This window comes from Photobacterium panuliri (assembly GCF_059920555.1).
In genome coordinates, this window is the sequence record NZ_CP197192.1 from 1042785 (window position 1) to 1066753 (window position 23969).

A 23969-nucleotide genomic window follows, 5' to 3' on the forward strand; every position below is an offset into this window, starting at 1 on the left:
AGTAAGCAATGCCAAAACGTACTGACATCAAAAGTATTCTAATTCTGGGTGCAGGCCCGATTGTTATCGGCCAGGCGTGTGAGTTTGACTACTCGGGCGCACAGGCGTGTAAGGCCCTGCGTGAAGAGGGTTACCGCGTTATTCTGGTTAACTCCAACCCTGCTACCATCATGACCGACCCGGAGATGGCCGACGCGACCTACATCGAGCCGATTCATTGGGAAGTGGTACGCAAGATCATTGAAAAAGAACGTCCGGATGCGGTTCTGCCGACCATGGGTGGCCAGACGGCACTGAACTGCGCATTAGATCTGGAGCGTCACGGCGTACTGGCTGAGTTCGGTGTCGAGATGATCGGCGCGACGGCCGATGCCATTGATAAAGCCGAGGACCGTTCGCGTTTTGACAAGGCAATGAAGTCTATTGGCCTGGCGTGTCCGCGTGCCGATACCGCCAAAACGATGGAAGAGGCGTACCAAGTCCTCGATATGGTCGGCTTCCCATGTATTATCCGCCCATCGTTCACAATGGGTGGCACCGGTGGCGGTATTGCCTACAACAAAGAAGAATTCGAAGAAATCTGCCGTCGAGGCTTGGATCTGTCGCCAACCAACGAGCTGCTTATCGACGAATCGTTGATCGGCTGGAAAGAATACGAGATGGAAGTGGTTCGTGATAAGAACGACAACTGCATCATCGTGTGTGCGATTGAAAACTTCGACCCGATGGGTATCCATACCGGCGACTCTATCACCGTCGCCCCTGCCCAGACACTGACCGACAAAGAATACCAGTTGATGCGCAACGCCTCGTTGGCGGTGCTGCGCGAGATCGGTGTGGAGACGGGCGGCTCGAACGTACAGTTCGGTATCAACCCGAAAGATGGCCGCATGGTAATCATCGAGATGAACCCGCGCGTATCTCGCTCTTCGGCACTGGCCTCAAAAGCGACTGGCTTCCCGATTGCCAAAGTGGCGGCGAAACTGGCGGTGGGCTTTACCCTTGATGAGCTTATGAACGACATCACTGGCGGCGCAACGCCAGCATCGTTCGAGCCGACCATCGACTACGTCGTTACCAAGATCCCTCGCTTCAACTTCGAGAAATTTGCCGGTGCCAATGACCGTCTGACGACCCAGATGAAGTCAGTGGGCGAGGTGATGGCGATTGGCCGCAACCAGCAGGAATCACTGCAAAAAGCTCTGCGCGGTCTGGAAGTTGGTGTGAATGGCTTCGACGAGATGGTTGACTTGGACGCGCCGGATGCGCTGACCAAGATCCGCCATGAGCTTAAAGACGCGGGTGCTGAGCGTATCTGGTATATCGCTGATGCCTTCCGTGCCGGTATGTCTGTCGATGGCGTGTTCAAGCTGACCAATATCGACCGCTGGTTCCTGGTGCAGATTGAAGAGCTGGTCAAGCTTGAAAACGATGTGAGAGAAGGGGGCTTCGCAGGCCTGAATGCCGATGTACTGCGCAAGCTAAAGCGCAAGGGCTTTGCCGATGCGCGCCTGGCCAAACTGCTGGGTGTGGCAGAAAGCGAGATCCGCCGCCTGCGCGACCAATTCGATATTCACCCGGTCTACAAGCGCGTTGATACCTGTGCGGCAGAGTTTTCATCAGATACGGCATACATGTACTCGTCTTACGATGAGGAGTGTGAAGCGAACCCAACCGACAAAGACAAGATCATGGTATTGGGCGGTGGCCCGAACCGTATCGGTCAGGGTATCGAGTTCGACTACTGCTGCGTGCATGCCTCGCTGGCATTGCGCGAAGACGGCTACGAGACCATCATGGTCAACTGTAACCCGGAAACTGTATCGACAGATTACGATACCTCTGACCGCCTGTACTTCGAGCCGGTCACGCTGGAAGACGTACTGTCTATCGTTCGTGTCGAGAAGCCGAAGGGCGTGATTGTCCAGTACGGTGGCCAGACGCCGCTGAAACTTGCCCGCGCCCTTGAAGCGGCCGGTGTGCCGATTATCGGTACCAGCCCGGATGCTATCGACCGTGCCGAAGACCGCGAACGTTTCCAAGCTGCCGTTGAGCGCCTTGGCCTCAAGCAGCCGGAGAACGCCACGGTGACAGCGATTGAGCAGGCCGTAGATAAAGCCCGCGACATCGGTTACCCATTGGTGGTTCGCCCGTCTTACGTGTTGGGCGGCCGCGCGATGGAAATCGTCTACGACGAGCAGGATTTGCGCCGTTACTTCAACGAGGCGGTCAGCGTCTCGAACGAGTCCCCGGTACTGCTTGACCGTTTCCTTGATGACGCGACCGAAGTGGACGTCGATGCAATTTGCGACGGCGAACGCGTGGTTATTGGCGGTATCATGGAGCACATCGAGCAGGCGGGCGTTCACTCGGGTGACTCGGCGTGCTCGCTGCCGGCTTACACTCTGAGCCAGTCTATCCAAGACGAAATGCGCCAGCAGGTCGAGAAACTGGCCTTCGAGCTGGGTGTGCGCGGCTTGATGAATACCCAGTTCGCGGTCAAGGACGGCGAGGTCTACCTGATTGAAGTGAACCCGCGCGCAGCGCGTACGGTACCGTTTGTCTCCAAGGCCATCGGTGCGCCGCTGGCGAAGATTGCGGCCCGTGTCATGGTTGGCCAGACGCTGGAACAACAAGGCTTTACCCAGGAAATTATCCCGCCGTACTACTCGGTGAAAGAAGTGGTGCTGCCGTTCAACAAGTTCCCGGGCGTAGACCCGCTGCTTGGCCCTGAAATGCGCTCGACCGGTGAGGTTATGGGTGTGGGTGACACTTTCGCCGAGGCGTTTGCCAAGGCCGAATTGGGTTGCGGCAAGATCAAACAGGCCAAGGGACGCGCACTGCTGTCTGTGCGAGGCAACGACAAGCAGCGCGTGGTCGACTTGGCATCGAAACTGATCAAGCTGGGCTACGAACTGGATGCGACCCACGGTACCGCGGTTGTGCTGGGCGAAGCGGGTATTAACCCTCGCTTGGTCAACAAGGTCCATGAAGGCCGTCCGCATATCCTCGACCGTATCAAGAACAACGAGTACACCTATATTGTCAACACGGCGGAAGGTCGCCAGGCAATTGAAGACTCGAAGGTACTGCGCCGTGGAGCATTGGCAGAGAAGGTGAACTACACCACGACGCTCAATGCCGCCTTCGCAACGTGCATGGCATGGACTGCGGATGACCGCAACAAGGTCACCTCGGTACAAGAGCTGCATGCTCGCTTGAACAACGCGTAGTCGTTGCCAGTGGCATAACAGAAACGGCCTGCAAGTATGCAGGCCGTTTTCTTACCTGTGAATAAACGGCTCCCGTATCAGAATGTGAGGGGCGTAATATTTTGTTCCATATTGGCACTGCTTTGCCTTGCGCTGCTATCTGAAGCGCGTACAATTGGCCGCGTCGCATAAGCGATAACTTTTCTGGAGACATTAATGAACGATACCGACCATCCCCCGAGTATGAAGGTGGAAAATCAACCCCGCTAACGGTATCGGTCGTTTTTCTTCCGAACCGTACGAGGTTCGGATTAGTTTGTCCCCCCTGTTCCCGCGCTGCAATGCCGCGTGGATATAGCATTCTTGACATGCTCTTCCTTGGTTTTCCTACCATTTTTTCTCAACATGGGTGTTACCTGTTTCACTGAGTGACAGGCTGTGTGCTGCCGTGCATTTGCGGCGGGCGGAGCACATTCGTGACGCATTCCGGTGCCATCCTGGTGGTCGTTACCCATGCTTGCTTGATCGCAGGCATTGCCAATCGGGAGATTCGCCATGGCGGTAATGAACTATGCAGCAGCTGCTGCAATGACAAAGAATGAAACATTGGCCAAGAATGACATCCTGGCCGCAAGAAACGCGTTTTTGAAATACGATTTGGCCGAACAGGCCGCGCTACTGGTCAAGATGCCGCTGTCGGAGGCGATTGCGATCCTGCACGAGATTCCGTTGCGCCATGTCCAGACCTTGCTTGATCGCTTGGATGAAATGGACGAGGAGGTGTGCATGCGCCATCTCGCCAACGGGCTGGGCTTGATCTGCTCGGAAGCAGAGCCGGCGGGGCACTATTTGAAAAACAGTGTCTTTAGCCATGTGCGTGAGCGCATCGGCTGGATTGTCGGTCTTGCCCTGCTCGGCATCGTTTCGGGGCTGATTATCTCGCACTACGAAGACACCCTGAGCCAATTGGTGTTGCTGGCTATTTACATGCCGGTGATCGCGGCAGCGGGTGGTAACACGGGTTCGCAGGCGGCTACCTTGGTGGTTAGGGCACTGGCAATGGAGGAGATCCACTGCCGGGACTGGGCCAAGGTACTGTGGAAGGAGTTCCGGGTTGCACTGATTATGGCAGCGGTCTTGGCAACCGTGATTGTCGGACGGGTGATGCTGTTCAGTGATAGCACCGTTTTGCCGGTGGGGATGGCGTTGTCTGACATCGCGTTTGCGATCGGTATCGCGATATCGCTGCAGGTGGTGCTGTCGACGGCGGTCGGCGGGGTTTTGCCGCTGATTGCCCGGGCCTGCAAGCTCGACCCGGCAGTACTGGTCAGCCCGGTACTGGCCTCGGTGGTCGATATCTCCGGGATGATCATTTACTTCAAGACGGTCAATACCTTGCTCGGGCTCTCCTAGTTGCAGCCAAGCAAATAAACGGCCAGTCGCGGTTTCGCGGCTGGCCGTTTTGCGTTATGGGAAGACGTGACTCAGCAGTTAGTAGTTACTATACAGCTGGCGGTAGAGATCCTTCTCGAAACTCTCGATGGCAGGTGCGCTTTTCGGGGCATCGTCTGATGTTGCCAGCGGGTGGTAGTTGGTTACCATCTGGACGAACAGCAACTCGCGGCCCGAGCTCGTTGTTATACGGCCAGCCAAATTGTAAGTGCCGTACAGTGAACCGCTTTTTGCGTGAATTTTCCCCTTGAGTGGCTGGTGGCGGATACTCTGGCGGTAGAGTAGGGTGCCGCTCTGGCCACTGACCGGGAACGTCTTGCTAAGGGCAAGCGTCTTGTCATGGCGATAGAGGTAAGTGAGGACGGCCATCATTTGTTCGGCGGTCAGACGGTTGTTGCGAGACAGGCCTGATCCGTCAGCCAGTACGGCATGGGCGAGGTCAATGCCGGTCTTGTTTTTGATAATGGCCTTTATGGCTTCGGTCCCGTTGGCGAACGTACCGGGTTGCTCGAAGTAACGCTGGCCCAAGGTTTTGGCCAAGTTGTCGGCAATCAGGTTGTCGGACTCTTTCACCATGGTATCGAGCAGTTTACTGAGCGGTGCAGAGCGGTGGGTCGCAATGATCTTGCCGTTCGCATTGTCGTCGCGGCGGATATTGCCGCTAAAGCGAATGTTGCGGCGCTTGAGCTCCTGCTTGATCACCGCAGCGATGTACTGCTCGGTATCTTGTACGGCAAAATTGAGCGGCAGGGGCTGTTTGCGCTGGGCAAGGCAGCCGCCCAGCTGGTATTGGTTGCCCGGGCCTGTGGTTAGATCGAGATCGCAGTGGCGTGTTTTTTGTTCTTCTTTGCTGACAATAATCGCATTGGTTGAGACGGCGATCGGCTGGTGGGCCGGAATATGGATACGGGTTAGCTCGCCGGTTGCTTTGTTGCTGTATAGCGCGCCCTGCACACAGTTGTGATCCAGGCTCATGCTGCTTGCCGGGGCACTGTAGCAGACACCGAGAATATCCCACGGCCAGCCGGGAGCCTGCTCATGGCCGGAGAACTGGCTGCCATTGAGCAGAATGTCGCCTTTTATCCCCTGTTTTTTGAGTTTTCCCAACAGTGCAGAGAGCTGCTCTCGGCTGAGGGTTGGATCCCCGCCAAAGCGGATAACGATGTCATCGCCTTGCTTTTCTAGGGTGGTGGCAAAGCGAAATTCAGGGCCTAGATAGAGCCTTGCAGCAAGTGCGGTGATCATCTTCTGGGTACTGGCAGGGGGCTGGAGCTTGTTCTGCCTTTGTTGGTAGAGGGTCTCGCCGCTGTTGGCGTCGGTGACCAGCAGCGCGACGTCATGGCCGTCAGGCAGTAGGCTGTAGTCGGGGTGGATAGATAGCGGTTGGCTATACGCTGCCGTGGCAAGCATGGCACAGCAGGCAATGAAGAGGTTACGCAGCATATCGGGTTACCGGTGGAGGATAATGCCGCTAAGTGTATATGAAAGTGATAATGGGATAAAACAACGCCGGCTCAAAGGCCGGCGCTGTCAGGCAGTGTGAGACGCTAATCGAAAAAGTGATTAGAAGTCGTAGCGTGCACCTAGTACGAATTCGTCAGATGCAGCTGCTTTGCCCACTTTGTCGCTGTCTAGCATGTTGAACTTGTAAGACGCGTAAGTACGGAAGTTGCTGTTGAAGTAATGTGTTGCATCAATCGCGATAGCGTCGTTCAGGTCAACATTGTTAGAGCGATCTTCGCGGTAGTTGTATGTTGAAGTGAACACTGTCTTGTCCCAAGTGTACGCTGCTGCTAGTTCGTAGCCGCGCTGCTTGTCAGAGTTCGCTACTGTGTGGCGAGCGTCTTGGTATAGACCTGCTACATAGAAATCACCGTAGGTGTATGAGATCGCACCGAAAGCTTGTTTCTGTGCATCTTCGTCACCTACGATTTTCTGTTCGCCGTAACCTGCACCGAATGATAGACCCATGTCCATGGTGTAGATTGTACCTACAGAGTAACCATCGTCGTAATCAGTGGTTGATTCAGTAACGATACCGCCTAGGCCAGTAGAAGTTGTAGTATCAGAGTTGCCTTCGAAAACGTAGTTCGCTTTGAAAGTCAGGTTGTTGCCGCCTAGGTCGAATGAACCGGTGTAAGCAAGGTTGTTACCAGTACGGTCGCCTGCAGCAATCTTGTTACCCGCTTCGTTACCGTGGTAAGCCATGATATCAGTGAAGTCGGTTAGCATGCCCAGAGAGCCGTCTGCCTTACCGTAAACAACTTGGCCGTAAGTACCGCCCATACCTGCAAACATGTAACGGTTGTCTAGGTTACCGTCGCTGTTTGACGTACCTTCGTTGGTGTATTCGCCTTCCCAGAAACCAATACCGTATAGTGAGTCAGTGATATCTGTCTTACCTGCTACGTTGATACGTACGCGAGTCTTGTCAGTAACTTTAGTGCTACCTTCGTCGTTATCAGCAACAACACCACGAGCTTCAAAACGACCGCCAACAGCCAGGCTAGATGTTTCGTCTGAGTAAACTTCCGCAGCATTAGCTAGAGAAGAGATAGAGGCCGCTGCTACTGCTAGAGCAATCAGTTTCTTGTTCATTGTCGAATCCTTTTGGAATTTTTTTGATGTATGCATGTCTGTGCTAAATGCATGGTGTTCTTTTTACTGGTTTCTGATGGCCGAGAGTTAGTAAAAAGATCTTAAAAATCGCCATTAGGAATATAAATTTGGATGAGTAACTTTGTTTAGGTCAATTAAAACAGTGCCTTATCGGCATGAGCAAAAGTTCATTGTTAGAGTGCGTTTTTTGTTTTTTTTTGCTTTTGTTTAGCTATTTTGTGGTGATTAAAATTGTCACAAGTTACTGATTTGTGAGGTTAGGCACATTATTTGTAGTGTCTTTGTGCCAATGGAATAATTTTAATTTGTTGAGTTGTGACCGAGAAGGAGCAAGAAGTGGTGGCATTCTCGGTAAAGGTAAGAATGCTGGGTGATCTCTTGGCTATCTTTGTTTAGAATGAAATTGTTTTCGATTAACTAACCGTTCGCCAGTTCGGCAATAATGCCGGGCCGGCTTCGTTTTGCCTTTTATAGCTGTGGCTATACAGGCGTAGAGGTAAATATAAGCATGGATAAGATTCCAATGACAGTGCGCGGCGAGAAGCTGCTGCGTGAAGCACTGGAAGTATTGATGAAACGTCGTCCGCTGATTTCTCAGGCCATTGCCGAAGCTCGTGAGCTAGGCGACCTAAAAGAAAACGCGGAATACCACGCTGCACGTGAAGAGCAGGGTATTTGTGAAGCTCAGATCCGTGATATCGAATACAAGTTGTCGATGTCGCAGGTGATCGATGTCACCAAGATGCAAAACACTGGTAAGGTGATTTTCGGTACGACGGTAACCTTGATTGACGTGGATACGGATGAGGAAGTGACTTACCAAATCGTGGGTGATGATGAAGCAGACATCAAAGCCGGTCGTATTTCGGTGAACTCTCCGATTGCTCGTGGTTTGATCGGCAAGATGCAGGACGACGAAGTGTCAATCACTACACCGGGTGGCAAGCGTGAGTTTGAAATCTCGGAAGTGGCTTACATCTAGTGGTGAAATTGTTTGTAGTTGTAACTAACTATTAGCAGTGATGACAGATTAAGCCCCTGATGTGGCCGTAAGGGTCACATCAAGGCAATAAAAAAGGCCGCAATGGCGGCCTTTTTTATTTGCGTGGAAGCTCGATTTTGCGATCTTCGCTCTGGCGGTAAAGCACCAGTGTGTTACCGATAACCTGAACTTTTTCTGCTTTGGTCTCGCGAACAACTGCGTCAACGATCAAAGCTTTGGTTTCGCGCTCTTCTGCAGCAACTTTAACCTTGATAAGCTCATGGTGATCCAGTGCAATCTCAATTTCGGCAAGCACAGCTTCGGTGAAGCCATTTGCGCCCATTAGGACAACTGGTTTCAGGCTATGGGCAAGACCTTTTAGGTATTGCTTTTGTTTGGTGCTTAGATTCATGTCGACTCTATATCAATTTAGGGTTGAAAACCGCGTATTCTAACGCCATATAGCCTAGAAGACTAATTTGTTTAGTATACGCCAATTGTGGTGTTGCTGAGTATACTTGATAAGTACCCAAACTCATTAGGTAAATCATGAGTAAGAAAAAGCACTCGGGAAGTTCTGGCCGTTGGCTGAAAGAGCATTTTGATGACAAATATGTTCTAGAGGCTCAAAAAAAGGGCTACCGCTCACGCGCCATTTTTAAAATTGAAGAGATCCAGCAGAAAGATAAACTGCTAAAACCAGGTATGACCGTTGTTGACCTCGGTGCTGCACCGGGCGGCTGGTCACAATACGCGGCAGAAGTTGTTGGTGATGACGGGCAGGTAATCGCCTGTGACATTCTGCCAATGGATTCCCTACCAGGGGTTAGCTTCCTACAGGGGGATTTCCGAGAGGAAGCAGTTTTGGATGCACTGCTTGAACGCATCCAGCCGGACATGGTTGACGTGGTATTGTCTGACATGGCGCCGAATATGAGCGGCAACATGGCTTCAGATCAGCCTAGAGCTATGTATCTTGTTGAACTAGCATTAGATATGTGTAGACAAGTACTTGCGCCCAACGGCAGCTTTGCGGTAAAAGTTTTCCAAGGTGAAGGCTTTGACCAATATCTTGCTGAAGTGCGTAGTATGTTTAAAGTGGTCAAAATTCGTAAACCGGATTCATCACGAGATCGCTCTCGTGAGGTATATATTGTAGCTACAGGTTACAAACTGTAGTACCCTAAATTCATCTATTTAGTTATCGCGAGGTTAACACCTTGAGTGACATGGCAAAAAACTTGATTTTGTGGTTGGTTATCGCTGTGGTTCTGATGTCTGTTTTTCAGAGCTTCGGTCCGGGCGATAGTGCTGGCCGTCAAGTCGACTATACAACCTTTGTCCGTGAAATCGGTCAGGATCAGATAAGGGAAGTGCGATTCAATGATCGTGAAATTACGGTATTCAAACGTGATAACACGCGATACGTCACTTATCTACCTGTCTACAACGACCAAAAGCTGTTAGACGACCTAATTAACGCTAACGTAAAGGTTATGGGTACTCCACCGGAGGAGCCTAGCCTACTCGCTTCCATCTTTATCTCTTGGTTCCCGATGCTGTTGCTTATCGGGGTCTGGATCTTCTTCATGCGCCAGATGCAGGGCGGCGGTGGCAAAGGCGCCATGTCGTTCGGCAAATCTAAGGCCCGCATGATGAGCGAAGACCAGATCAAGACCACCTTCGCCGACGTGGCAGGGTGTGACGAAGCCAAGGAAGACGTAAAAGAATTGGTCGACTACCTGCGCGATCCAAGCCGCTTCCAGAAACTGGGCGGTAAGATCCCAACCGGCGTGTTGATGGTTGGTCCTCCTGGTACTGGCAAAACCTTGCTGGCGAAAGCCATTGCCGGTGAAGCCAAAGTACCGTTCTTTACTATCTCTGGTTCTGACTTCGTTGAAATGTTCGTCGGTGTGGGTGCGTCCCGTGTCCGTGACATGTTCGAGCAGGCGAAGAAAGCGGCACCTTGTATCATCTTTATCGATGAAATCGACGCCGTAGGCCGCCAGCGTGGCGCAGGTGTCGGCGGTGGTCACGATGAGCGCGAGCAGACATTGAACCAGATGCTGGTTGAAATGGATGGTTTCGAAGGTAACGAAGGTATCATCGTTATCGCGGCAACCAACCGCCCAGACGTACTTGACCCTGCGTTGTTGCGTCCTGGCCGTTTCGACCGCCAAGTGGTTGTCGGCTTGCCTGACGTCCGTGGTCGTGAGCAGATCCTGAAAGTACACATGCGCAAAGTACCGCTAGACGGTGACGTGAAGCCTGAGCTGATCGCTCGTGGTACTCCTGGCTTCTCTGGCGCTGACTTGGCGAACCTAGTGAACGAAGCGGCACTGTTTGCTGCCCGTGGCAACAAGCGTACAGTGTCTATGGTTGAGTTCGAACTGGCCAAAGACAAGATCATGATGGGTGCCGAGCGTAAGTCAATGGTAATGACCGATGACCAGAAAGAGTCAACGGCCTACCACGAAGCTGGCCACGCAATTATCGGTCGCTTGGTTCCTGACCATGATCCGGTCTACAAGGTTTCTATTATTCCTCGTGGCCGTGCGCTGGGTGTGACCATGTATCTGCCTGAGCAGGATCGTGTCAGCCACTCGCGTGAGTTCCTTGAGTCGATGATTTCTAGCCTGTATGGCGGTCGTCTGGCTGAAGAGCTGATTTACGGTCTTGAGAAAGTATCGACTGGTGCATCGAACGATATCGAGCGCGCAACTGAGATTGCCCGCAAGATGGTGACCCAGTGGGGCTTCTCTGACAAGATGGGTCCAATTCTGTATGCCGAAGATGAAGGCGAAGTCTTCCTTGGCCGCAGCGTAACCCAGACTAAGCACATGTCAGACGAAACGGCTCGCGCAATTGACGCTGAAGTACGTGCCATTATCGACCGCAACTACGAGCGTGCCCGTGAAATCCTTGCTCAAAACATGGATATCATGCATGCAATGAAAGATGCGCTGATGAAGTACGAGACGATTGATGCCGGTCAGATTGACGATTTGATGGAGCGTAAAGCCGTCATTCGTGCGCCGAAGGGTTGGGGTGACGAAAACGACACCATGAACTCTGATAGCGATGCTGCGGAGCCAGTCGCTGAGAAATCAGCTGCAGAGCCTGCTGCTCAAGCACCGAATGAGCAGGATGTGCCAGAAGCACAGCCAGCCCAGCAGAATAAAGAAGACGACAAGCCACAGGCTTAAACGTTGTCGATAGCTACTAAACCCCGACTTAGTTCGGGGTTTTTTTTCATACCTGTGATGACCGGAACCGGCCCGCCATCATGGTAAACAAGGAGCCGAGACTTGATACTGACAAGCAAAGACAAATCCCTCGATCTTTCCCGTCCCCATACAATGGGAATCCTCAACGTTACCCCAGACTCTTTCTCCGACGGTGGCCGCTTTAACCAGCTTGATGCCGCGCTGCGCCATGCCGAGTCGATGCTCGAGGCGGGAACCTCAATTTTAGATATTGGCGGCGAGTCGACCCGCCCCGGAGCCGCGGATGTCGCGACCGAGCAGGAAATTGAGCGGGTAGTACCGGTTATTGAAGCGATCCGCGCGCGTTTCGACTGCTGGATTTCAATAGATACCAGCAAGGCGGTAGTAATGCGCGAGGCGGTACAGGCAGGGGCGGATTTGATCAACGATGTCCGCGCACTGCAGGAGCCGGGCGCGCTGGCCGTGGCAGCGGCAGCCCAAGTGCCAATCTGTTTGATGCATATGCAAGGACAACCGCGTACAATGCAGCATCAGCCTGTTTATCAGGACTTAATGGCAGATGTTGCTGGTTTCCTTGACGAGCGTGTCGCGGCTTGTGAAGCCGCAGGGATCCCTCGCCAGCAGTTGCTGTTGGATCCGGGGTTCGGCTTCGGCAAGACCTTGGAACACAATTACCAGTTATTGGCCAACCTTGAGGCCTTTCATCGATTTGAACTGCCTTTGCTGGTAGGAATGTCGCGCAAATCGATGATTTTTAAATTACTAAATAAAGAGCCTGCAGAATGCATGGCCGGTAGCTTGGCCTGTGCCGCTATCGCCGCCATGAAAGGGGCGCAAATTATCCGCGTTCACGATGCAAAAGAAACCGTAGACGTGCTGAAAGTCTGCGAAATGACCCTTGCCCAGTCATAGGGCATTCTGAGTCAGGCATATATAGATGAGTTGCTAGGAGCAGAACATGACAGAACGTAAATACTTCGGTACTGACGGGGTACGCGGATTGGTGGGTCAAGCACCGATCACGCCGGACTTTGTACTGAAGCTGGGTTGGGCCGCTGGCCGTGTGTTGTCTAAGCAGGGCACCAAGAAGGTCATTATCGGCAAGGATACCCGAATCTCGGGCTACATGCTGGAGTCGGCGCTGGAAGCTGGCTTGGCAGCCGCCGGTTTGCAGGCGGCCTTTACAGGCCCTATGCCTACGCCTGCGGTGGCCTACCTGACCCGTACATTCCGTGCCGAGGCCGGTATTGTGATTTCGGCGTCGCACAACCCGTATTACGATAACGGGATCAAATTCTTCTCGTCGGAAGGTACCAAGTTGCCGGACGAGGTCGAACTGGCTATCGAAGCCGAGCTGGAAAAGCCGCTTAACTGCGTGGAATCGGCGTTGTTGGGTAAGGCGTACCGGATCAACGATGCCGCCGGCCGTTACATTGAATTTTGCAAAGGGACGTTCCCTAGCCAGCTCGATCTTGCTGGCTACAAAATTGTGGTCGACTGTGCTCACGGGGCGACTTACCACATTGCACCGAATGTTTTCAAAGAGCTGGGTGCTGAGGTAATCACCATCGGCTGTGAGCCTAACGGTATCAACATCAACGACAAGGTTGGTGCGACCGATGTTGCCGCATTGCAGGCCAAGGTACTGGAAGAGAAAGCCAACTTCGGTATTGCGCTGGACGGTGACGGTGACCGCGTGATCATGGTGGACGAAGAAGGCAACAAGGTCGACGGTGACCAGATTGCCTATATCATTGCCCGTGACGCGCTTCGCCGTGGTGAGCTCAAAGGCGGTGTGGTCGGAACCCTGATGACCAACCTTGGCATGGAGAATGCGCTTAAGAACCTGGGTATTCCGTTTGTGCGTGCCAATGTCGGTGACCGCTACGTGATGGAAGAACTGCAAAAGCAGGGCTGGCTGATCGGTGCCGAGAACTCAGGCCACGTTATCCTGCTGGACAAGGTGACCACGGGCGACGGTATTGTGGCAGGCTTGCAGGTTATGGCATCGATTGTCGGCAGCAAGATGACCCTCAAGGAGTTGGCTGACGGCATGACCATGTACCCTCAGGTGTTGGAAAACGTCCGTTTCAGCGGTGATAGCAATCCGCTTGAATCTGCACTGGTTGTTGCGGCGCAGGCAGAAGTTGAAGCTACACTTGGAGAGAAGGGGCGGGTGCTGCTGCGCAAGTCGGGCACCGAGCCGCTGATCCGTGTTATGGTCGAAGGGGAAGACGGTGAGCTGGTGAAAGCCTCGGCGCTAAAAATTGCCGAAGCGGTTAAAGCAAGCTTCTAACCTTCTGTTTTAGACTAAAAATAGCTGGTTTTGCTTAATTCTTCGGCAGGTGATCGGCGAATCTTCAAATTCGCTAAAATTTTGCTTGTCAGTCGGATTCTGTTTCGCTAGTATTCATCCCGCTCCTTAAAGAAGGGGTGCGCTGGCGGTGCTAAAGCAAGGCCGGCACAACAACTTAACCATAGGTGGAAACATGTACGAAATTCTACTTGTGATTTATCTGTTGGCTGCGCTTGGTGTGATTGGCCTAGTATTGGTTCAACAAGGTAAAGGCGCAGATATGGGAGCCTCTTTCGGGGCTGGCGCATCAGGCACACTGTTTGGCGCTAGTGGCTCTGGTAACTTTCTTACCCGAATGACGACAATTTTGGCAACAATCTTTTTCGTCATCAGTTTGGTTCTTGGTAATATGAGCACCAAGCAAGCGAACGAAGTCAGTGGTTGGGAAGACCTAGCAGCACCGGCTCAAGAAAAAGTTGTTGAGAAAACTGAGACTGCGCCAGTAAATAGCGACATTCCTCAGTAAAAGAATTTAGCCGAGATGGTGAAATTGGTAGACACGCTAGCATGAGGTGCTAGTGCCGTAAGGTGTAGGGGTTCAAGTCCCCTTCTCGGCACCATTATTTGGTTACTTGAAAAAGTAACGTCTGAGCGGTATAATTCGCATCAGATTACGGACGCGGGGTGGAGCAGCTTGGTAGCTCGTCGGGCTCATAACCCGAAGGTCGTTGGTTCAAATCCGGCCCCCGCAACCACTTCCGAAAAAACAGACTATCTTAATTGTTAGATTGTTTTTTCTGCCACAGCCTAGGCTGTGGTAAACAGGGTCCAGTGATATTAAACCCCGTAATTCGGGGTTTTTTATTATCTGAAAAATGACCATTCAGGTATCTACTGGGCTTTATAGCCCTTTTTTTGTTTCCGGGGGGTTGTCTTGACAGCTTTAGAGATGCAATTGACCGAACTGCTTGATGCGCCGGTAACGGCGACAGGCTACGAATTAGTCGGTCTGGAATTTATCCGTGCAGGCGAACATTCAACACTTCGCGTGTTTATTGATCACGAAAACGGTATCACCGTTGAAGATTGTGCAGAAGTAAGCCGTCAGGTTAGCGCAGTAATGGATGTTGAAGATCCAATCACTGTAGCCTATAACCTGGAGGTCTCTTCCCCTGGTCTTGAAAGGCCACTATTCAAAGCCGCACATTACCAACAGTTTATTGGCCACGAAGTCAGCCTTGTGCTGAAAATGGCGATGGGCAACCGTCGCAAGTGGAAAGGTGACATCATTGCCGTTGATGGCGAGCTGGTCACGCTAAACGTAGATGGCAATGAAGAAACGTTTGCACTAAGCAATATTTCCAAGGCCAACCTGGTTCCAAAATTCTAACCGCTAAATTGGGGCACTAGAAATGAACAAAGAAATCTTGGCTGTCGTTGAAGCGGTATCCAACGAAAAAGCTGTTCCTCGTGAGCGTATTTTTGAAGCGCTTGAAATCGCGCTTGCAACCGCAACGAAGAAAAAATACGAAGCCGAAATCGACGTTCGCATCGCGATCGATCGTAAAACTGGCGAATTCGAAACTTTCCGTCGTTGGAAAGCGGTAGAAGAAGTTACCCAGCCTACGCTGGAAATGACTATCGAAGCGGCGCAGTACGACGACGAGACTATCCAGCTAGGTGATTTTGTCGAAGAAGAAATCCAATCGGTAACCTTCGACCGTATCACCACCCAGACTGCCAAGCAGGTTATTGTACAGAAAGTACGTGAAGCCGAGCGTGCGCAGATCGTTGAGCAGTTCATCGACAACGAAGGCGAGCTGATCACCGGTGTGGTTAAGAAAGTAAACCGTGACGCAGTGATCGTTGATCTGGGTAACAACGCTGAAGCCGTTATCCTGCGTGAAGATCAGTTGCCACGTGAAAACTTCCGTCCGGGTGACCGTGTGCGTGGTTTGCTGTATGCTGTACGTCCAGAAGCGCGCGGTTTCCAGCTGTTTATGACCCGTTCTAAGGCAGAAATGCTGTCTGAACTGTTCCGCATCGAAGTGCCAGAAATTGGCGAAGAGATGATCGAACTGATGGGCGCTGCTCGTGATCCGGGTTCTCGTGCCAAGATTGCCGTTAAGACTAACGACAAGCGTATCGACCCAGTTGGTGCGTGTGTTGGTATGCGTGGCGCACGTGTTCAGGCTGTTTCTGGCGAGCTTGGCGGTGAGCGTATCGATATCGTACTGTGGGACGAAAACCCAGCTCAGTACGTGATCAATGCAATGGCTCCTGCTGAAGTTAGCTCTATCATCGTGGACGAAGACAACCACACGATGGACATCGCAGTAGAGAAAGACAACCTAGCACAGGCTATCGGCCGCAGCGGTCAGAACGTACGTCTTGCTTCTCAGCTAACTGGCTGGGAATTGAACGTAATGACGGTTGAAGATCTACAGAAGAAACACCAGGAAGAAGCGCAAGAGTCAATTGACAACTTCACTAAGTACCTGGATATCGATGAAGGTTTCGCAACTTCACTGGTTGAAGAAGGCTTCACGACACTAGAAGAAATTGCTTACGTTCCAGTTGCAGAGCTACTGGCTGTCGACGGTCTTGATGAAGACACTGTCGAAGAGCTGCGTAACCGTGCGAAAGAAGCGTTGACGACTCTTGCCCTTGCTCAGGAAGAAGCACTGGAAGGTGCCGAGCCTGCTGAAGACCTATTGGGTCTGGAAGGCCTTGAGCGTGAACTGGCTTACAAGCTAGCCGCGAAGGGTGTATGCACGCTGGAAGATCTTGCTGATCAGGGTACAGATGATCTAACCGACATCGAAGGTGTCGACGAAGCGAAAGCGGGTGAGTTGATCATGGCAGCACGTAATATCTGCTGGTTCAGCGACGAAGCATAAAATATTTTAATCGCAAGGGAGGAGCAGCATGTCAGAGGTTACAGTTAAAGCATTAGCCGAAGAAATCGGCACGCAGATTGACCGTTTGCTTCAACAGTTTGCCGATGCAGGTATCACCAAGAAAGACAGTGATACCGTAAGCCAACAGGAAAAACAGTCGCTACTAAGCCATCTTCAAAAAGAACATGGCGGCAGTGGTACTGGTGAGGCTCCTACACGCCTTACCTTGCAACGTAAGACCCGAAGCACGCTGAGTGTTTCGGGCTCTGGTGGCAAGAATAAAAGCGTTCAAGTAGAAGTGCGCAAAAAGCGCACCTACGTAAAGCGCTCTGCGCTTGAAGACGAACAGCGTGTCGCTGAAGAAGCGAAGCGTGAGGCAGAAGAAGCAGCCAAGCGCGAAGCCGAACAGGCAGCGAAACGCGAAGCCGAAGAAGCGGCCAAGCGTGAAGCCGAAGAGGCGGCCAAGCGAGAAGCCGAAGAACGTGAAAAACGTGAGGCAGAAGAGCGGGCAAAACGTGAAGCTCAAGAAGCTGAACAACACGCTGCTGAAGAAAGGCGTTTAGCTGAAAGTGAAGCCGAACGTGATTCAGATAAGAAAGCCAAGCGCGAAGCTGAGGAAAAGCTGAAGCGCGAAGCTGAAGATAAGCGTCTGGTGGAACAGAAAGAAACCAAACGCACCGCTGATGAAAAGGCTAAGAAAGATGCTGAGGCGCTCCAACGTCGCCGGGAAGAGGAAGCCAAGCGTAAAGCCGAAGAAGAGAGTCAGCGGCAGCTAGAAGAGGCACGCAAGATGGCAGAAATGAATGAAAAGAACTGGTCAAAAGCTGACCAGGAAAAAGGTAATATGGATAAAACAGACTACCATACTACAACGTCTACCTACGCGCGCGCTGCGGAAGACGAGCAGGATCGTAAAGAAGAAGGCGCACGCCGTCGTAAGAAGAAGAAACCTGGCGCTAAGCAAGATGATCGCGCAAACGCCCGTGGCGGCCGTAACCAGCGTGGTCGTGGTAAGCCTCAGATGGCTAAGCCTACATCTATGCAGCACGGTTTCGATAAGACAGCAACAGTCGCTAAGCAAGATGTTGTGATCGGCGAGACTATCGTTGTGTCTGAACTTGCTAACAAGATGTCTGTTAAAGGCGTTGAAGTTATCAAGGTGATGATGAAGATGGGTGCAATGGCAACCATCAACCAGGTTATCGACCAAGAAACAGCAGCGCTTGTTGCTGAAGAAATGGGCCACAAGGTTATCCTACGCAAAGAAAACGAACTGGAAGAATCCGTTCTGTCTGACCGTGACGAGAACCTGACTACCGTTCCGCGTGCACCTGTTGTTACCATCATGGGCCACGTTGACCACGGTAAGACTTCTACCCTTGACTACATCCGTAAAGCACACGTTGCAGCGGGCGAAGCCGGCGGTATTACCCAGCACATCGGTGCATACCACGTTGAAACTGACAACGGTATGATCACCTTCCTAGATACTCCGGGACACGCCGCGTTTACCGCAATGCGTGCTCGTGGTGCTCAGGCAACGGATATCGTTGTTCTTGTTGTAGCAGCAGACGATGGCGTAATGCCACAGACAATCGAAGCGATTCAGCACGCGAAAGCGGCTGGCGTACCTCTGATTGTTGCCGTGAACAAGATCGACAAAGAAGATGCGAACCCAGACAACGTTAAGAACGAGCTTGCTCAGTACGACGTTATCCCAGAAGAATGGGGCGGCGAGAACATCTTCGTTCACATCTCTGCGAAGCAGGGTACGAACATCGATGGTCTGCTAGAAGCTATCCTACTTCAAGCTGAAGTTCTTGAACTAACAGCAGTTGCTGAAGGCATGGCGAAAGGTGTGGTTGTTGAATCACGTCTTGATAAAGGCCGCGGTCCTGTTGCAACTATCCTGGTTCAGGAAGGTACACTGCGCAAGGGCGATATCGTTCTGTGTGGTCTGGAGCATGGCCGTGTTCGTGCGATGCGTGATGAGCGTGGTCAGGAGATCGAATCTGCTGGTCCATCTATCCCAGTTGAGATCCTAGGTCTGTCAGGCGTACCGTCTGCCGGTGACGAAGCGACAGTTGTACGTGACGAGCGTAAAGCGCGTGAAGTTGCACTGTACCGCCAAGGCAAATTCCGTGACGTTAAACTGGCTCGCCAGCAGAAAGCGAAACTGGAAAACATGTTTGCCAACATGGCTGCCGGTGAAGTTGCTGAACTTAACGTGGTACTGAAAGCTGACGTACAGGGTTCTGTTGAAGCAATCGCTGACTCACTACGCAAGCTGTCTACCGACGAAGTTAAAGTTAACATCGTAGGTTCAGGCGTAGGTGGTCTAACAGAAACTGACGCTGTACTTGCAGCTGCGTCTAACGCAATCCTACTTGGCTTCAACGTTCGTGCTGATGCATCAGCGCGTCGTACTATCGAAGCTGAGAACCTGGATCTTCGTTACTACTCAATCATCTACCAGCTGATTGACGAAGTGAAAGCGGCAATGGGCGGCATGCTTTCTCCTGAATTCCGTCAGGAGATCATCGGTCTTGCTGAAGTACGTGACGTGTTCAAGTCACCTAAACTGGGCGCGATCGCTGGCTGTATGGTTACCGAAGGTACTATCAAGCGCAGCAACCCAATTCGCGTTCTACGTGATAACGTTGTTATCTACGAAGGTGAACTGGAATCACTACGTCGCTTCAAAGATGACGTTGCTGAAGTGAAGAACGGCTACGAGTGTGGTATCGGCGTTAAGAACTACAACGACGTACGCGTAGGCGACCAGATCGAAGTTTACGAAATCATCGAGATTCAGCGTACCCTTGACTAATCCCCAAGGCGCTAGCTGAACTAGGATGAAGAAATAATCTATGGGGAGCTTAGGCTCCCCATTCTTTCAAGAGCGTTTTCTCTAAGAGAGGCATTGAATGTCTAAAGAATTTAGCCGTACTCAGCGTGTTGCCCAGCAACTGCAAAAAGAGCTAGCGGTGATCATGCAGCGTGAAATCAAAGACTCACGTATCGGCATGGCAACTATTTCAAGCGTTGAAGTATCACGCGACATGGGTTACGCCAAAGTGTACGTAACCTTCCTGACAGTTGGCGAGCAAACGCCGGAAGAGAGCCTAGAAGCACTGCGCGAAATGGCTCCGTATATCCGTTCGCTGCTGGGCAAGCAGATCCGCCTGCGCGTAACGCCAGAGCTGAACTTTATCTTCGATAAGTCTCTGACTGAAGGTATGCGCATCTCGAACTTGGTGAGCAAGGCCGTTCGTGATGATGAAGAGCGCCGTGGCAATGAGCCACGCGAGGAAGGCGAGGAGTAATCCATGGCCCGTCGTCGTAAAGGCCGTGCTATTGACGGTGTGATCCTGTTGGACAAGCCAACCGGGATCAGCTCCAACGATGCATTGCAGAAAGTAAAGCGTATTTTCTTCGCAGAGAAAGCAGGCCACACCGGTGCGCTTGACCCGCTGGCAACCGGCATGCTGCCGATTTGCTTTGGCGAGGCAACCAAGTTCTCCCAGTTCCTGCTGGATTCGGACAAGCGCTACCGCGTGATTGCCAAGCTGGGCGAGCGTACCGACACCTCCGATTCGGACGGTGAAGTGGTACAGACCCGCGAAGTGAAGGTAGACCGTGGCCAGCTTGAGCGTTGTATTGCCAAGTTCCGTGGTACAACCGACCAGATCCCATCGATGTACTCGGCACTGAAATACCAGGGCCGCAAGCTGTACGAATATGCCCGCGAGGGAATTGAAGTACCGCGCGAGCCACGCAAGATCACCGTTTACTCGGTTGAGTTGCTGCGCTTTAGCAACAACGAAGTGGAAATGGAACTGCACGTATCCAAAGGCACCTACATCCGTACCATCGTTGATGATTTGGGAGAGATGCTAGGCTGCGGCGCACACGTGATCGACCTGCGTCGTACCGGCGTGTCTAACTTCCCACTTGAGCGCATGGTTACGCTGGAGCAGCTCAATGCGCTGCTGGAGCAAGCCAACGAGCAAGATATCGCCCCGCGCGAATTGCTTGACCCGCTGTTGCTGCCTACAGATACTGCAGTGCAGGATCTGCCTGAGGTGAACATCATTCCGGCGCTGGCGGTATACATCCGTAACGGCAACCCGGTTAATGCAGGCCGCGTACCGGAAGAAGGTACCCAAGTTCGCATCACCGTGGGTGAGCAGCATGAGTTCATCGGCGTGGGTGTGATCGACGGCGAAAACATGCTGGCACCAAAGCGCGTGTTCGCCAACCCGCAGCCGGCGAAGTGATCCTCGGCTGCTGGCATGGCTAGCGCGTGGTGCGCTAGGTGTCATTGCCCGCCATGATAATAAAAGCCGCCAGCCCGAGAGGGCAGGCGGCTTTTTGTTTTTCATCGCGGATTTTGTTTTTTGCAATCGCATTGTTCATTGAATATTCCCTTGTAGTTAACTTAGCCTCCACGTATAATCCGCGGCTCGGGTGTCGGCTGAATCAGAGATTGGCTGACACAAGTTAAAAACAATTTTGTATTAGGAATGAGTTATGTCTCTGAATGCAGAAACTAAAGCAGCAATCGTTGCTGAATACGCGCAGTGCGAAAACGACACTGGTTCTCCTGAAGTTCAGGTTGCTCTGCTAACAGCGCAAATCAACCACCTTCAAGGTCACTTTGCTAACCACAAACACGACCACCACAGCCGTCGCGGTCTACTACGCATGGTTTCTCGTCGTCGTAAGCTTCTAGATTACCTAAAAGGTAAGAACCTAGATCGTTACCAAGACCTAATCAAGCGTCTAGGCCTACGCCGCTAAGATTGCTTTTAGAAAGGAGCCGCAAGGCTCCTTTCTTTTTATCAGGCCCTTTGTGCACAGTATTTGTGCGAAGTGGTAGTAACACGTGTCGTTTTCGTCGACCTTAAGGTCGCGGCTAATGACAGTTCTCCTGTGCGGAGGGTTATCATTAGTCGCGATGGCGTGAAATTACCGTAAAGTGCCTTTCATCACATGACGCTTTTCCTTGTGTCAGATATACTTAACGACGCAAATAAAAAGCGGAATAATACTAAGGAAATTCACGTGAATCCTATCGTAAAGACATTCCAGTACGGTAACCACACGGTTACTATCGAAACTGGTGTTATGGCACGTCAAGCGACGGCTGCTGTTATGGTCAGCATGGACGATACATCTGTATTCGTTTCTGTGGTTGGTAAGAAAGAAGCGGTAGAAGGCCAGGACTTCTTCCCATTGACTGTAAACTACCAAGAGCGTACTTACGCTGCGGGTAAAATCCCTGGTGGTTTCTTCAAGCGTGAAGGTCGTCCATCTGAAGGTGAAACACTGACTGCTCGCCTGATCGACCGTCCAATCCGTCCGCTATTCCCAGACGATTTCAAAAACGAAGTACAAGTTATTGCTACTGTCGTTTCTGTAAACCCAGACGTTCAGCCTGATATCCCAACAATGATTGGTACATCAGCGGCACTGGCTATCTCTGGTATCCCATTCAATGGTCCAATCGGCGCAGCACGCGTTGGTTTCATCAACGACCAGCTAGTTCTGAACCCAAGCAACAAAGAGCTTGATCAGAGCCGTCTTGACCTAGTAGTAGCCGGTACTGAAGGCGCTGTACTGATGGTTGAGTCAGAAGCTGACCGCCTAAGCGAAGAGCAAATGCTTCAGGCAGTGGTATTCGGCCACGACCAGCAGCAAGTTGTGATCAACGCGATCAAAGAGTTCGCTGCTGAAGTGAACACGCCAGCTTGGAACTGGGTTGCACCTGTTGAAAACACTGAACTGAAAGCACGCGTTGCTGAGCTTGCTGAAGCTCGCCTAGCTGATGCTTACCAGATCACTGAGAAAATGGCACGTTACGAAGCTGTTGGCGCAATCAAGAGCGACGTGACTGAAGCCCTACTGGCTGAAAACGACGAGCTAGATGCGAACGAAATCCGTGGCATGCTAAGCTCGCTTGAGAAGAAAGTTGTACGTAGCCGCATCATCGCTGGCAACCCACGTATCGACGGCCGTGAAAAAGACATGGTTCGTGCGCTAGACGTACGCACTGGCGTACTGCCACGTACTCACGGTTCATCTCTGTTCACCCGTGGTGAAACTCAGGCGCTGGTAACAGCTACTCTGGGTACTCAGCGTGACGCACAGATCATCGACGAGCTAACTGGCGAGCGTAAAGATCACTTCCTGCTTCACTACAACTTCCCTCCATACTGTGTAGGCGAAACAGGTTTCGTTGGTTCACCTAAGCGTCGTGAAATCGGCCACGGTAAACTGGCTAAGCGCGGTATCGCAGCGGTAATGCCTTCTGTTGATGAGTTCCCGTACACAGTACGTGTTGTTTCTGAAATCACAGAATCAAACGGTTCGTCTTCAATGGCGTCTGTATGTGGTACGTCTCTAGCGCTGATGGACGCTGGTGTGCCAATCAAAGCATCTGTTGCGGGTATCGCAATGGGTCTTGTGAAAGAAGGCGACGACTTCGTTGTTCTGTCTGACATCCTAGGTGACGAAGACCACCTTGGCGACATGGACTTCAAAGTAGCGGGTACTGAAGACGGTGTTACTGCCCTGCAGATGGACATCAAGATCGAAGGTATCACCAAAGAAATCATGCAAATCGCCCTAAACCAGGCGAAAGGTGCGCGTACGCACATCCTTAGCGTGATGGATCAGGCGATCAACGCGCCACGCGAAGACATCTCTCAGTTCGCACCACGCATCCACACCATGAAGATCAGCCCTGAGAAGATCAAGGACGTGATCGGTAAAGGTGGTGCGGTTATCCGTGCGCTAACTGAAGAAACTGGCACTACAATCGAAATCGAAGACGACGGTACAGTGAAGATCGCTGCAACCGAAGGTACCGCTGCGCAAGAAGCTATCCGCCGTATCGAAGAGATCACTGCTGAAGTTGAAGTTGGCCGTATCTACACTGGTAAAGTAATGCGTATCGTAGACTTCGGTGCGTTCGTTTCTGTTATCGGTGCGAAAGAAGGCCTGGTACACATCTCTCAGATCTCTCAAGAGCGCGTAGAGAAAGTATCTGACTACCTAGAAATGGGTCAGGAAGTACAGGTTAAGGTACTGGAAATCGACCGTCAGGGCCGTATCCGCCTAAGCATGAAAGAAGCTCAGGGCGAGCAGGCTCCTGCCGCTGCTGAGGAAAAGCCAGAAGCATAACGCTTTTTGCTAAAACCATGATATAAAGGGGCTATTAAGCCCCTTTTTCATGTCCGGGTACATGTGACCGGAAATAGAGGGGATCTGTGAGCT

Annotated in this window: 18 protein-coding genes and 2 tRNA genes; 17 read left to right on the forward strand and 3 right to left on the reverse strand. The window is 51.9% G+C overall.

Features of this window, described 5'->3' with window-relative positions:
* Window positions 1-8: 8 nt before the first annotated feature.
* Entirely contained in the window at window positions 9-3233 is a 3225-nt protein-coding gene (carB, locus tag ACSF8X_RS05025) for a carbamoyl-phosphate synthase large subunit (protein WP_047879691.1), read from the forward strand.
* A gap of 534 nt (window positions 3234-3767) precedes the next feature.
* The gene (locus ACSF8X_RS05030; RefSeq protein ID WP_047879693.1) at window positions 3768-4625 is read left to right on the forward strand and encodes a magnesium transporter; all 858 of its coding nucleotides are present in this window, start codon (window positions 3768-3770) and stop codon (window positions 4623-4625) included.
* Window positions 4626-4703: 78 nt separating this feature from the next.
* Here the strand turns inward: ACSF8X_RS05030 and dacB are convergent, their stop codons facing one another.
* Entirely contained in the window at window positions 4704-6107 is a 1404-nt protein-coding gene (gene dacB, locus ACSF8X_RS05035) for a serine-type D-Ala-D-Ala carboxypeptidase (protein WP_500850824.1), read from the reverse strand.
* A 120-nt stretch (window positions 6108-6227) separates the two neighbouring features.
* Window positions 6228-7262 carry a porin gene (locus ACSF8X_RS05040; protein WP_047879695.1) on the reverse strand — a complete coding sequence of 345 codons (1035 nt, stop codon included), beginning with the start codon at window positions 7260-7262 and terminating at the stop codon, window positions 6228-6230.
* A 529-nt stretch (window positions 7263-7791) separates the two neighbouring features.
* Here ACSF8X_RS05040 and greA point away from each other — a divergent pair.
* Entirely contained in the window at window positions 7792-8265 is a 474-nt protein-coding gene (gene greA, locus ACSF8X_RS05045; protein WP_047879696.1) for a transcription elongation factor GreA, read from the forward strand.
* A gap of 115 nt (window positions 8266-8380) precedes the next feature.
* On the opposite strand, the gene yhbY is transcribed toward greA, so the two are convergent.
* Window positions 8381-8677 carry a ribosome assembly RNA-binding protein YhbY gene (yhbY, locus tag ACSF8X_RS05050; protein WP_047879697.1) on the reverse strand — a complete coding sequence of 99 codons (297 nt, stop codon included), beginning with the start codon at window positions 8675-8677 and terminating at the stop codon, window positions 8381-8383.
* Between the two features lie 137 nt (window positions 8678-8814).
* Here yhbY and rlmE point away from each other — a divergent pair, with 137 nt between their 5' ends.
* The 14 genes from rlmE (at window position 8815) to pnp (ending at window position 23876) form a co-directional block, all read left to right on the forward strand.
* Window positions 8815-9444 carry a 23S rRNA (uridine(2552)-2'-O)-methyltransferase RlmE gene (gene rlmE / locus ACSF8X_RS05055; protein ID WP_047879698.1) on the forward strand — a complete coding sequence of 210 codons (630 nt, stop codon included), beginning with the start codon at window positions 8815-8817 and terminating at the stop codon, window positions 9442-9444.
* A 41-nt stretch (window positions 9445-9485) separates the two neighbouring features.
* Window positions 9486-11471: an ATP-dependent zinc metalloprotease FtsH gene (ftsH, locus tag ACSF8X_RS05060; RefSeq protein WP_500850825.1), complete on the forward strand. Its 1986-nt coding sequence runs from the start codon at window positions 9486-9488 to the stop codon at window positions 11469-11471.
* 102 nt (window positions 11472-11573) lie between these two features.
* On the forward strand, window positions 11574-12404 hold the full coding sequence (gene folP / locus ACSF8X_RS05065; RefSeq protein ID WP_500850826.1) for a dihydropteroate synthase: 831 nt from the start codon (window positions 11574-11576) through the stop codon (window positions 12402-12404).
* Window positions 12405-12450: 46 nt separating this feature from the next.
* Window positions 12451-13788 (forward strand): phosphoglucosamine mutase, encoded by a 1338-nt coding sequence (glmM, locus tag ACSF8X_RS05070; RefSeq protein ID WP_047879701.1) that lies wholly within the window; start codon window positions 12451-12453, stop codon window positions 13786-13788.
* 193 nt (window positions 13789-13981) lie between these two features.
* Complete coding sequence (secG, locus tag ACSF8X_RS05075; protein WP_047879702.1) at window positions 13982-14314, forward strand: preprotein translocase subunit SecG; 333 nt, start codon at window positions 13982-13984, stop codon at window positions 14312-14314.
* Window positions 14315-14323: 9 nt separating this feature from the next.
* Window positions 14324-14408: transfer RNA gene (locus tag ACSF8X_RS05080), tRNA-Leu, on the forward strand.
* Between the two features lie 58 nt (window positions 14409-14466).
* Window positions 14467-14543 (forward strand) — tRNA-Met (locus ACSF8X_RS05085).
* Between the two features lie 179 nt (window positions 14544-14722).
* Entirely contained in the window at window positions 14723-15178 is a 456-nt protein-coding gene (rimP, locus tag ACSF8X_RS05090) for a ribosome maturation factor RimP (protein WP_047879703.1), read from the forward strand.
* Between the two features lie 22 nt (window positions 15179-15200).
* On the forward strand, window positions 15201-16688 hold the full coding sequence (nusA, locus tag ACSF8X_RS05095) for a transcription termination factor NusA (protein WP_047879704.1): 1488 nt from the start codon (window positions 15201-15203) through the stop codon (window positions 16686-16688).
* 28 nt (window positions 16689-16716) lie between these two features.
* Window positions 16717-19518 (forward strand): translation initiation factor IF-2, encoded by a 2802-nt coding sequence (infB, locus tag ACSF8X_RS05100; RefSeq protein WP_047879705.1) that lies wholly within the window; start codon window positions 16717-16719, stop codon window positions 19516-19518.
* Window positions 19519-19615: 97 nt separating this feature from the next.
* Window positions 19616-20014: a 30S ribosome-binding factor RbfA gene (gene rbfA / locus ACSF8X_RS05105; RefSeq protein ID WP_047879706.1), complete on the forward strand. Its 399-nt coding sequence runs from the start codon at window positions 19616-19618 to the stop codon at window positions 20012-20014.
* A 3-nt stretch (window positions 20015-20017) separates the two neighbouring features.
* Window positions 20018-20968 (forward strand): tRNA pseudouridine(55) synthase TruB, encoded by a 951-nt coding sequence (truB, locus tag ACSF8X_RS05110; protein ID WP_047879707.1) that lies wholly within the window; start codon window positions 20018-20020, stop codon window positions 20966-20968.
* Window positions 20969-21221: 253 nt separating this feature from the next.
* Entirely contained in the window at window positions 21222-21491 is a 270-nt protein-coding gene (gene rpsO / locus ACSF8X_RS05115) for a 30S ribosomal protein S15 (RefSeq protein ID WP_005369538.1), read from the forward strand.
* A gap of 264 nt (window positions 21492-21755) precedes the next feature.
* Entirely contained in the window at window positions 21756-23876 is a 2121-nt protein-coding gene (pnp, locus tag ACSF8X_RS05120) for a polyribonucleotide nucleotidyltransferase (RefSeq protein ID WP_047879708.1), read from the forward strand.
* The last annotated feature ends 93 nt before the right edge of the window (window positions 23877-23969 follow it).